The organism is Anabaena sp. CCY 9910 (genome assembly GCF_963920875.1).
Classification (GTDB): Bacteria; Cyanobacteriota; Cyanobacteriia; order Cyanobacteriales; family Nostocaceae; genus Trichormus; species Trichormus variabilis.
This window is the reverse complement of record NZ_CAWUDJ010000001.1, coordinates 214,973-227,924: the sequence shown is the minus strand read 5'-3', so window position 1 is coordinate 227,924 and position 12,952 is coordinate 214,973. Positions and strand designations below refer to the sequence as shown.

The 12,952-nt window shown below is 42.9% G+C and carries 6 protein-coding genes; 2 read left to right on the top strand and 4 right to left on the bottom strand.

Annotation, left to right across the window (positions count from 1 at the left end):
- Positions 1-191 precede the first annotated feature (191 nt).
- On the top strand, positions 192-2,480 hold the full coding sequence (gene pbpC, locus ACM5QX_RS00960; RefSeq protein ID WP_414751999.1) for a penicillin-binding protein 1C: 2,289 nt from the start codon (positions 192-194) through the stop codon (positions 2,478-2,480).
- A 212-nt stretch (positions 2,481-2,692) separates the two neighbouring features.
- Here pbpC and ACM5QX_RS00955 read toward each other — a convergent pair whose 3' ends face one another.
- Positions 2,693-3,391: a TIGR04283 family arsenosugar biosynthesis glycosyltransferase gene (locus tag ACM5QX_RS00955; protein ID WP_414751998.1), complete on the bottom strand. Its 699-nt coding sequence runs from the start codon at positions 3,389-3,391 to the stop codon at positions 2,693-2,695.
- A gap of 417 nt (positions 3,392-3,808) precedes the next feature.
- Here ACM5QX_RS00955 and ACM5QX_RS00950 point away from each other — a divergent pair, with 417 nt between their 5' ends.
- Entirely contained in the window at positions 3,809-5,044 is a 1,236-nt protein-coding gene (locus tag ACM5QX_RS00950) for an LL-diaminopimelate aminotransferase (protein WP_414751997.1), read from the top strand.
- 112 nt (positions 5,045-5,156) lie between these two features.
- On the opposite strand, the gene ACM5QX_RS00945 is transcribed toward ACM5QX_RS00950, so the two are convergent.
- The 3 genes from ACM5QX_RS00945 to ACM5QX_RS00935 form a co-directional block, all read right to left on the bottom strand.
- Positions 5,157-7,631 carry a filamentous hemagglutinin N-terminal domain-containing protein gene (locus tag ACM5QX_RS00945; protein ID WP_414751996.1) on the bottom strand — a complete coding sequence of 825 codons (2,475 nt, stop codon included), beginning with the start codon at positions 7,629-7,631 and terminating at the stop codon, positions 5,157-5,159.
- A 64-nt stretch (positions 7,632-7,695) separates the two neighbouring features.
- Positions 7,696-10,158 carry a filamentous hemagglutinin N-terminal domain-containing protein gene (locus tag ACM5QX_RS00940; protein WP_414751995.1) on the bottom strand — a complete coding sequence of 821 codons (2,463 nt, stop codon included), beginning with the start codon at positions 10,156-10,158 and terminating at the stop codon, positions 7,696-7,698.
- Positions 10,159-10,235: 77 nt separating this feature from the next.
- Positions 10,236-12,932, bottom strand: a complete 2,697-nt coding sequence (locus ACM5QX_RS00935; protein WP_414751994.1) for a filamentous hemagglutinin N-terminal domain-containing protein — start codon at positions 12,930-12,932, stop codon at positions 10,236-10,238.
- Positions 12,933-12,952: the final 20 nt, after the last annotated feature.

The window sequence follows — 12,952 nt, the reverse complement described above, 5'->3', positions numbered from 1 at the left end:
TTCGCTGCGTTTAAAAATCAAAATTTATCTACATAGATAACTAATCAAAACCAGTAATTCCAAAAAACAACTACAATTCTTAACTATGAATTATTTTGCAATTGATTATTAAGGAATTGACATATTCACTGTTGTAGATATCATCGCCACGGCAAAATTAAAGTAAATTTTCTTGGACAGGGTACTCCCTGATGCAATTCATATCTCTATCGCTTACCAGAATGCGGCATACTACTAAGGTGATCATAGCTGTGCTGCTAATATGCTTATTAATCCGATTATTACCTTACTTTGCGCCAGTTCGTGCTGTAGATATTGCCCAAAATCAACTAGCAATGCAATTTAGCGATCGCAATGGGCTACCATTAGGAACAATACTCACCCGTGACCAAGAGCATACATCAGTAGCACCCCTAAATCAGATTTCCCCTCAGTTTATCCAAGCTATTTTAGCCGCCGAAGATGGTAGCTTTTATCATCATGGGGCTTTGGATTTACAAGCAATTGTCCGCGCCATCAAAGAAGCCATCCACGCCAAAAAAATTGTTTCCGGCGCTTCCACAATTACTATGCAGTTAGCGCGGATGTTAGAACCAGTCCCCCGCAACTTGTCAGGGAAAATGCAGGAGATTTGGCTAGCTTGGCGGTTAGCAGCTGGGATGAGTAAGGATGAAATCCTCTCTGCATACATCAATCGCCTGCCAATGGGAGGGAATATATATGGTGTAGAAGCAGCAGCCCGTACCTATTTTTCCATACCAGCCAGTGAGTTAAATCTTGCCCAGGCTAGTTTGTTAGCCGCCATTCCCAATAACCCCACCTACTTTAACCCTTACGAACATTGGGAACGACTGAAGCAACGACAAAAATACGTCCTCAATCGGATGGTACAGGAAGGGTATGTGAGCAAAGACATAGCATATCGCACATCCTCAGAAAAAGTTGTGTTTCAGTCCAACAAGCGAGGAATTATCGCCGCACCACATTTTTTATTTTGGTTAGCCAATCAAATTCCCCCCAGTCCTGCTGACACAAATCAATCAGTTATCCACACAACTATCAATCGTCCTCTACAGCAATTCGTCGAAGCACAAGTACAGCAGGTAATTTCTACTCTCGCCGCCAATAACGTTCATGACGCAGCCGCACTAGTAATAGACAACCACACCGGGGAAGTTTTAGCTTATGTCGGTTCACCGGATTACTTTAATCAAGCCCAACTGGGACGCAACGACGGAGTGCAGTCCCTACGCCAACCAGGTTCTACCCTGAAACCCTTTGTCTATGAATTAGCCTTAGAAAAGCGGTTAATTCGCCCAAATACTATTTTGGCAGATGTCCCTACCCATTACGCCATCCCCGGCGCACAACTCTACAGCCCAACGGATTATACGGAAAACTTCCTTGGGCCAGTGCGGGTACGCATCGCCTTAGCCAATTCCCTCAATGTACCAGCTGTACGCGTCTTGGAAAAAGTGGGTGTATCAACTTTCCTAGAACGGCTGCATCAACTGGGATTTGTCCACCTGAAGCAAACCCCAGAATACTATGGTTTAGGTTTAACCCTTGGTAGTGGTGAAGTCAGCCTCTGGGAACTAGCCCAAGCCTACCTAACGATAGCAAGACAAGGACAACCCACCCCCCTCATCACCACCCTTCCCCAAAACCCAACTCCTCAAACTCAACCCCCCAACCCCACCATCTGGCAATTAATCACCAACATCCTCAGCGACAACCATGCTCGTGCCACAGCCTTCGGTGTAGATTCAGTATTAAACTTACCCTTCCCTGTGGCTGTGAAAACCGGCACTTCTTCCAACTTCCGTGACACTTGGACAGTCGGCTTTACCACCGATTACACCGTCGCTACCTGGGTAGGTAACTTCAACGGTGAACCCATGCGCCAAGTTTCCGGCGTAACAGGTGCAGCCCCCTTGTGGAATCGGATTATGTTACATCTGCACGAACATCAAGAACCAGCCAGTTTCCCTACTCCAGCAGGTTTATTGCAACTACCAATCTGTGCAGTTTCCGGGTTACGTCCCACAGCAGATTGTACTTCCGTGGTGCAAGAATATTTTTATCCCGAAGATAAAATTAGCTACGAAAGGGACACTCAGTTTACTTTACCACCAGAATATAACGAGTGGTTAGCCAAGCAACAGCGATCGCAGTTTACCACCAGCAGCCTAAGAATTTTATCTCCTCATGACGGCGATTTATTCTTACTGTATCCAGGTGAAGAAGCACAACAAAAATTAGAATTTAAGTTAGTAGGAAATAAGTCTACACCTATAGAGTGGTGGCTCAATGGTGAAAAGTTGAATACCCAATCAGCTAATTCCTTATTTTGGTCGTTGCGTCCTGGTAACTGGACTTTGGAGGCGAGAAGCGGTGAAATGAGCGATAAGGTAAAATTTCAGGTGAAACGGGCAAGTATTAAGCCGACACGTAGGGGTTTTTCAATTGGTAATTCTTAGGGGTTTCCCGATAAAAAAATATCCAAAATGTAATACCAATTTGAAAAAATAACCCACTTGTAGAGACGCGATTCATCGCGTCTTCACCCAACGATGTGTTGTAATCATTAATGGAATTGGTATAGGAGGTATGTCAGTATAAATAATTTCTGAATATAGTCTGGTTTCATCGCAATTACCGCACCCTACCAAACTACCCCAATCGAGATAGCCTAAAACCTAAAAAATTTCCCCTGACGATACCAGTTACGTAATTGTGCTGGTGCTACACCAAGTAAATAAGCGATAATCACGACTTGATTAATCAGCGTCGTTTTAAAAACTCCTCTCTGTAACCATCTCCGAGCAGAAGTTGCCACAGATACAGGTATAAGCGTAATTTTACCAACACTTTTTAAACGTCGTATGAGTTCAAAGTCTTCCATTATAGGTAACTCAGGAAAACCACCAACTTCCTCAAATATAGACTTTGTAAGAAAAATTGCCTGATCACCGTAGGGCATTTGCAAAAAACGCGATCGCCAGTATACCCCTTTTTCTACCCAGCGCAAGCCCGCCAAGTCTGCATCTATCCGCAAAGCAAACGCACCAGCAACCACCCCAGGCTGTTGTAATGCTGCGCGAATCATTTCATCAAAACCAACAGGTAAACGCGTATCTGCATGGAGAAACAACAAAATTTCCCCAGCAGCCAGCGCCGCACCAGTGTTCATTTGTATTGCCCGGCCAGGGGATGAGGAGATAACTTTTACACCAAAAGATTGAGCGATCGCCACTGTATCATCTTGTGAGCCACCATCGACAACAATGACTTCTATATTCACACTAGGTTGAGTAGTGGCAATAGTTTGTTGAATATTATCCGCTTCATTCAATGTTGGGATAATAATAGAAACTTTAATATTTTTCAAATTTCACCCCATGATTACCTTTACTAAATTCTCTATTCAGAACTATTCATGTCACATTAATAACTCAAATAAATAATATTAAATCTTTTATACCTGATATCAGGTGATGAATTATTTTAACCCAGATTAGCAATAGTCATAAGTCGATTTTTGTATATATTTAGTTATAAAAAACAGCCTTAAAAAGATAAGATGTTACATTAACTAATTCTCCCCTAGAAATGTCATACCAACTTTATATGAGGTTGCACATAATATAAAAATATAAAATCCATTGATTTATCCGCGTACCCTGCGGGAAGACTTCGTCAATATCTGCGTGCATCTGCGTTCAATTATCCTCGACATATCATTCTATGCAGCTTCATATTAATTTGGTATAAGCTATTTTAGCTAAGCAATTTTTTCATCTCTACTATGGCAACTATTAACGACAACTACCTCAAACTGAAAGCAGGCTACTTATTTCCCGAAATTGCGCGACGGGTAAACGCCTTTGCCGAAGCCAATCCTGATGCTAAGGTCATCCGCTTAGGTATTGGTGATGTCACCGAACCATTGCCAGAAGCTTGCCGAGCTGCCATGATTCAAGCAGTGGAAGAAATGGGCGATCGCTCCTCTTTTAAAGGTTACGGCCCAGAACAAGGTTATGCTTGGTTACGGGAGAAAATTGCCGCCCAAGATTTTCAAGCGCGGGGTGCAGATGTAGACGCTTCCGAAATCTTCATTTCCGACGGCTCTAAGTGCGACACAGGCAACATTCTCGATATTTTCGGTGATAATAACATCATTGCTGTTACCGACCCAGTTTATCCCGTATATGTAGACACCAATGTCATGGCAGGACATACTGGCGTGGCTAACGATAAAGGCGAATTTGAGGGTTTAGTTTATTTACCTGTCACCGCAGAAAATAACTTCACCGCAGAAATTCCTTCCCAGAAAGTAGACTTAATTTATCTCTGCTTTCCCAATAACCCCACAGGCGCAACCGCTACCAAAGAACATCTCCAAGCATGGGTAGACTATGCCAAAGCTCATAACTCGATTATTTTCTTTGATGCTGCCTACGAATCCTATATTACAGACCCATCCCTACCCCATTCTATCTACGAAATTGAAGGAGCTAGAGAAGTAGCGATCGAATTTCGTTCTTTCTCCAAAAATGCAGGCTTTACAGGTACTCGTTGCGCCTTAACCGTCGTACCCAAAACCTTGAAAGCCAAAGCCGCCGATGGTTCCGACGTGGAACTGTGGAAACTGTGGAACCGTCGCCAGTCCACCAAATTCAATGGTGTATCTTACATTGTGCAACGGGGAGCCGAAGCTGTCTACTCAGAAGCCGGACAAGCGCAAGTGAAAGCACTGGTTAGCTTCTACTTAGATAATGCCAAAATTATCCGCGAAAAACTGACAGCCGCCGGCTTATCAGTATACGGTGGTGTAAATGCACCTTACGTTTGGGTAAAAACTCCTAATGGTCTTTCCAGTTGGGATTTCTTCGATAAGCTATTGCAAACCGTCAACGTAGTCGGAACCCCCGGTTCTGGTTTTGGTGCAGCAGGTGAAGGCTACTTCCGCATTTCCGCATTTAACAGTAGGGAGAATGTGGAGGAGGCAATGCAGCGAATCACTGAGAAGTTTAAACTCTAAGAAATAGAGCTGGGTAATTCCCAGCCAGCTATTGAAATTTTAAAATTAAGGATTGCCACATTCTTTTTTTAAATTAGTACTATCTTTATCTAGTTAAAGTCATGAAAATGCCCTAAGGTTGACTTTTGGCAAGAGACGCACAGGTTAATGACATTTGCACACCTGTAGGAGATTTAGCGGCAAAAAGCTCAATTTTGCCTTGGGCGTTACGTCGCCAAGAGGTAGCTTGGACAAGTGTTGCGGGAGTTTCTGGTGCTTGTGCTTGTTGTTTGGTGTGGAATGCAGAGATATCACGGATATCAGACCAAGTGCGATCGCTCTTAATTTCCTGTGTGGGATTTTGTGGTATTCCACCCCGTCCTGTAGCGACAAAACTACTACCAGTATTAGCATTACAACCACTAGCAATTTGTTTTGACGGATCTATAGTATTTTTTGGCAATTCTACTAAAGCAGTGTTGGGATCAACACCAAAGTGATAGATATTGACTGTTCCGTTTAAACCAAATTGCGAACTAGCAGTGATGTCACTTTCTGTAGTGAGTTCGTTACGGTATTTCAACCCAAAAATACTTTGAGAAGTAATGTTAATGTTCCCTCCGTTACCTTGAACGGCATTGGCGACAATATCACTGTTTTCTAAAGCGAGAATCACAGCAGAGTTAATGGTCATATTCCCCCCATTACCAATGCCGTCTGCATTAGTCATAATTGAACTACCATGACGCAATAGCAGGTCATTGGAATTAATCAAAACATTACCGCCTTCACCTTGAACTGTAGCGGCTGTAATGCTACCACCATTATCTAGTCGGATGGAATCTGCATTAATTTCCAGTTGTCCAGCATCTCCGATGCCTTGATGATCAACCCCTACAATTGCTTGATTTGTGACTTGTAAACGTTGGGCGTTGAGGGTAAGCTTACCTATATTACCTGTAATCACATCCGGTAATCCAAATAATTGTCGAATTGGTGGTGCAAGTAATTCTGCCCTCACGCCAATGCGGCTAGGAAGACCAGAAATACTACCCACTCCACTAACCTCAACTGTCTCTGAAGCATTAATCACTAAATCACCAGCATTTCCTTGATTGACGGTAGAGACAACTATACCTCCACCATCTCGTACTCTCAATTGGGCAGTATTAATAGTTAATAAACCTGAATTTCCTTCGTCGAATGTTCCTACTACGATGACACTGTCAGCCAAGTTTTTTGCGTTTTCTCCTGCCACTTCGATAAAATCAGAAGCATTAATGGAAATGTTACCTCCTGCACCATCTGACCAAGGTGAATTACCAATAACAGCACCATCTAAAACTTGCAATTTGTTGGTAGCTACTTGAATATCGCCACTTTTTCCAGAACCTCTGGTGATAGTATTCAATGAACTGGCAAATCCGCTAACTGGTGATATTCCCGTTATTTGAATTAAATCCTGAGTTTCTACAAAAATATTACTTCCTGTACCTTCAGCAAAGTTAATGCCATGAAGAGATCCGCCATCTTGAAGGAATACTTGGGAAGCCGAAGCAATGATATTACCTCCACTACCATCACTGAAATTATCAGCACGCAATAAACTTTGAGGAAATCCTATAGTGCCAGTTCCTCGTAGTGTTAAAGATCCACTCGCATCAATGTTAATATTCCCTGAATTGCCATTTCCTTCATTAACCAATAGGGCAGCAGAAGCATCATTTAAACTAATATTTTGACCTACGAATTGAATAGAACCCGCAGGAGTACCGCTAGCATCTGCTAGTGATTGACGGGACAACTGAATATCGCCAAATTGCTGAATATTGCTATAGTCAAAATTCCAACTCTGAGAGGCAGTGTTTAAATTAACTATTCCGTTACTAGCACTACCAAGTTCAATATGTCCTGATGGTGCATTTAAAACTCCTCCATCTAAGGTGATTTTTCCCCCGATTAATGCCAAATTACCATTATTAACATTTAATCCCACAGGATTGTTGCTGCGATTTGGAGAAGAAACCAAAGGGTGAATCGGAAATGCCAACTGATGCCCTGTGTTCTGGACGGTAATTTGACCAGGGTTACTTCCCATTTGCAAACCCACAGGTACACTCATTGTTAATAACGCTTTAGCGGCAGGATTTACAGCACTAAATTCTGTCCCATCCTCAAACTTAATACTATTAGCCGTAGTTGCGACAAATGAACCACCAATATTTAAGCTGGCATTTTTTCCAAAAATAATGCCCGCAGGGTTGAGTAAGAATAAATTGGCTTTACCATTGGCATTGATAGAACCATCAATCTTGGAAATATTACCACCAGTCACCCGGCTAAAAATATTTTCTATACTAAGATCATTGCCGAAAAATGCAGAATCGCCCGTGGGAATAGAGAATTGGCTAAAGCTATGAAATAAATTATTATCGACACGAGTGCCGTTGGTGATGGTGTAAGCATTACTTCCGTTCATGGAAGTAGTGGGAGTAACAGAAGTATTGAAGGTATTATCTTGAATTACTTGGGCGTGAACACTATTGTTGTCAACAGCAGATAAGCAGATTACACTCAGCACACCAAGTCCAACAAAAGTTAATTTCATTAATCCATTTCTTGTTTTTATTACGTATCTATATTTCCCAATTCAGTAAATTTCGTAACAGTCATTAATTTTGAGGTGCAGCAGCACAGGTTAAGGCTGGTGACATCTGCGAAGAAGATTTAGCGGCAACCAGCTCGATTTTGCCTTGGGCGTTACGATGCCAGGAAGTAGCTTGGACAAGTTTTTCCGGGGATTGTGGTATTTGGGCTTGTGCTAGTTCTTTGGTGTGGAATGCAGAGATATCACGAATATCAGACCAAGTGCGATCGCTCCTCATTTGTTGTGTAGGATTTTGTGGTATTCCACCCCGTCCCGTAGCCACAAAACTACTACTATTAGTATTAGAACAACCCGTGGCAACTTGCTGTGATGGGTCTGAGAGATTGGTTGGTAAATCTATTAAACCAGAATTGGGATCAACACCAACATTATTAATTTGGACTGTACCACTAACACTGAATTGGGAACTAGCGGTAATGTCATTACTCAGAATTTCTCTAGGATTGAGAAGATTACGGTACTCCAAACCAATAATTCCCTGAGTTGTGATTTGAATATTGCCACCCTTTCCTTGTACGGCATTGGCAATGATGTCACTATTTTCTAGACCAACAACATTCGGAGAGTTAATACTTATATTGCCACCATTGCCATTACTACCTGCTTCGGCATTGATAAAGCTACCATGACGCATCAATAATACATCCCGTAGTTGAAGATTGATGTTGCCTCCCTCTCCAGCTTTTGTGGATGCTAGAATACTTGCATGATTGTCAAGTTTAAGGGTGTTGGCATTAATTTGCAGCGTACCAGCCGTACCCAAACCAGAATTTTCCACAAAAACTGTCGCCCTATCAGTAACATTCAAAACTGGAGTGTTTATGGTGGTGTTACCTGAATTAGCACGAGAAGTTCGGGCAAATGCACCAAAAGGACGAACAGCAGTGCCGATATAGCTGGGATTGTCTGCATCCTTAACCCCACTTACATCAATCGATTCCGAAGCATTAATAGTGAGTACACCAGCATTACCTAAAATTATGCTAGAAGCAGACACTCTGCCGCCAGCTTGCACGGATAATTTACGAGTATCGAGTGCCAAATTTCCCGCGTTACCTGAGCCAAAGGTGGCAGTCGAAATTAAGCTAAAATAAAAACCAGTCGGAGAGCCTGTGTTATCTACTTCTATCGTATCTGCTTTTACTGTTACATCACCCCCATTACCTCCAGCATAGGGTCTGGCTGCTATATTTCCCCCAGCTAAAACAGATAGCTTTTGAGTAGAGACAGAAATATTGCCGCCTTTCCCACCTGCATAGGAAGCAGCTAATATTTGACTAACTGCTCGAAAAGCTGAAGGATCACCATAAGCAAAACCATTAACCCGCGTTTCATCGGTATTGACGATAATATTGCCACCTGGTGCGTTGCTGAAAGTCCGATTATAAATATACCCACCCTGATCAATGTTCAATCGTGGAGTGTTAATGATAATATTCCCAGCCTTACCAGAGGATGTGCTTTCATTCACTAAACTGCTGGAACTTTGAAAATCAGGAGATTTACCAATAAGTTCTAAAGACTCTGAAGCATCAACAGCAATATCACCAGCTGTCTTTTGGCTGCGATTTTGTACTAATATCAACGAACCATCGCGGATACTGACTTGTTTTCCCTGAATATGGATGGCTCCTCCACTTTCCCCATTGAAATCCCGTGTTGATGCTAAAGCTCGTTGAGTGATTTGAAGATTGCCAAAACTCGGAACTTGGGAATACTGGAAGGTAAATCCTTGCGGAGTAGAATTGAGAATGACGTTGCCACTGGTGATACCACCTAATTCTATTAGTCCTCCCGGTGCAGAAAGCAGTCCACCATCCAAGGCAATATTGCTGCCTAATAACCCTAGTGTTTTTCCTGGTTGTAGTTGTAATCCTCTGGTATTGAGATTTAGTCCAGAAACTTGTATTGAGTCACTTAATTGGGCATTATGTCCTGTACCCTGAACTGTAATCCCTCCTGAATTACTACCAAATTGCAGTCCAGTGGGTACATTCATGGTTAACAAGGGTGATGTATCAGTGTCTGTGCTACTAAATCTCTTCCCATCAGCAAATGTGATAGTCTCAGCCGTTGTCCCGACAAATGATCCACCAATACTCAAGCTGGCATTAGAACCAAAAATTATCCCGGCTGGGTTGAGTAAGAATAAGTTGGCGTTACCATTAGCACTGATGGAACCATCAATATTGGAAATATTACCGCCAGTCACACGACTAAAAATATTTTGAATATCTATAGCATTGTCAAATGATGCAGAATCACCTTTAAGAATAGAGAATTGGCTGAAGCTATGAAATAAATTATTGCCGACGCGAGTACCATCAGTGATGATGTAAGGATTACTACCACTCACAGAAGTTTTGAGGGTGTTATCGGGAATTACTTGTGCGTAAACGCGATTGTTATCAACAGCAGATAGGCAGAATATACCGAGAAAGCCAAACCCAACCAAGGTTAATTTCATGGAACGATACTATTATGTTATATTCCGTATTTATTGTTCCCTTGGTGGTGTCTTTTGTAACGGTTGTGTTGGTGCAATTAATTCTGGGGTATAGCCATGCAGGTTAATGCTGTTTGTCCCTGAGTTAGGGATTGATTCGCAATTAATTCAATTTTGCCTTGGTTGTTACGATGCCAGGAATTTGCTTGGACGGGGATTCGTGGCTGTGTGGGTGTTTGTACTTGTATCTGCGGTCTGTTCTGGAATGCAGATATATCGCGGGTATCAGACCAAGTGCGATCGCTCCTCACTTCTTGGCTGGGATTTTGGGGTATTCCACCCTTGCCTGTAGCGACAAAACTACTGCCTTGATTATTAGAACAGCCTGTAGCTATTTTCTGGGATGGATCGGTAACATTCTCTGGTAATTCGACTAAACCAGAATTGGGGTCAACTCCAAAATTATTAATATCTACTGTGCCACTAATGCCAAATTCGGAACTAGCTGTAAGATCACTTTCCGGGGTGAGTTGGTCACGGTATTGTAAGCCAAATAAACCCTGAGTTTGAATATCAATATTACCACCAGCTCCTTTCATGGCATTGGCAGTAATATCGCTGTTTTCTAAACCAATAATAATCGGTGCATTAATGCTGATATTACCACCTGTGGCTGTACCTGTAGCATTGGTACTAATTTTACTGCCATAACGCATCAGCAGAACATCCGTATTGAGAGTAATATTACCGCGATCACCTGCGGAAACTTCTGAAAGCAGATTACCTGCTTGTTCCAGTTTGATTTGGTTGGCATTCACCAGCAAATTACCTGCATTACCGCCACCTGTGTTACTGACGGAAATTTGCCCCTGATCAAGAACATTGAGTTGATCTGCCACTAGATTAACTGAACCAGCATCAGAGGTTGTAGTAGAAGCCGCCGTAATGGTACTTGGGAGAATGCGACCATCACTTAAGGGTTGAGAAATACCCTCTACAGTAATATTGTTGACTTGCAAGTTGACATTACCCGCCGCACCCATGCCATCGGTGGAGGAGGTAATTTGTCCACCATTGAAGACACGCAAACTCTGTGCTATCAAGCTAATATTGCCCCCCTTGCCAGTGGAATTCTCCCCTATCGCTACGGTAATACCGCCAGGAGCTTGAGTATAAACATCCAGCACAGGATCGCTGACTTCTATATCGGAGGCTCGAATCCTGATATTCCCAGCTTTACCTCTACCTGCGATCGCCGCATTCTGATTCCCTGCAATCTGACTGGAGATAGTCCCACCGTTAGCAAGAGTAAGTTTTCCGGCATTAATCGTAATATTACCCCCTTGACCATCCACCAAGTTGAGAATTGAACTAACGATCCCACTGTTAAAATCGCTGACAGTTGTCCCGCGAATCTCCAGACTCTCAGTTGCCTTAACGGAGATATTTCCAGCCTTACCCGTTGTCGGTGTGGGCGAGAAGGAATTGCCCAGCAAATCGGTGCTAATGCGCCCCCCATCCAGCAGGCGTATGCGTTCAGCCTCTACCGTAATCGTACCACTGTCATTCTGTTGTCCCCCGGCAACTAGGGTGGTAATTGCCCCTGAGACATAAGCACCTGTAAACTGATTGGGAAATGGTGCATAACCAGTGATTTCTACATCTGTGGCACGAACCGTAATGTTGCCCGTTCTGGCATTGTTGATCGGCATAAAGGTAAAAAAGTTAACACCATAGTTGAGGGAGTTAATCCATGCGCTATTAGCAAGGCGTAATCGTGGAGTATCAACGGTAATATCTCCGGCAGTTGCGCCACTGCCAGCCACACTGGTTAACAAGCCCGGAGGAATATAATTAGTAGGATTAGAGATACCTAGTAAATCCACAAATTCTGTGGTTTTGACAGTAATACCCTGTCCTTGCCCATTCGCCCCAGTGGACGATTCTATTTGTGAACCATCTTGTAAGGTTAACCCACGCCCCCGGATGTTGATTGCACCCCCAATCGCCCCACTCGTATTGATATAGGAGGACTGTTGCAGGGTAATGTTGCCCCAGGTTGGTGATGGGGATAGACTCGCTAATTGCCAGTTCCCAGAGGTGGGTATATTCACCGTGCCATTTTTCATCGCCCACAATTCCACACGACCATCGGGTGCAAAGATGCTGGCACTATTGATATCGACTTGTCCCCCAATCAGTGCCAGGGTTCGATTTGGTGCCATCGATAATGTCGGTATCCGAAAGAAGAAGTCGTTGGCGGGTGTACCTTGGACTGTAATTGCCCCCGAATTACTTCCCATTTGCAAACCCACTGGTACACTCATCGTCAATAATGGTGTACCCGTGTGATTTGCTGCACTAAATTCAATTCCATCAGCAAATTTAATGCTATTTGCAGTCGTTGCTACAAAGGAACCACCAATATTTAATCTGGCATTTTGCCCAAATATAATCCCAGCCGGGTTGAGTAAGAATAAGTTGGCGTTACCATTAGCACTGATGGAACCATCAATATTGGAAATATTACCGCCAGTCACACGACTAAAAATATTTTCTACACTAAGATCATTGCCGAATGATGCAGAATCACCTTTAAGAATAGAGAATTGGCTGAAGCTATGAAATAAATTATTGCCGACGCGAGTACCATCATTGATGATGTAAGGATGACTACCACTCACAGAAGTTTTGAGGGTGTTATCGGGAATTACTTGTGCGTAAACGCGATTGTTATCAACAGCAGATAGGCAGAATATACCGAGAAAGCCAAACCCAACCAAGGTTAATTTCATGGAACGATACTATTATGTTA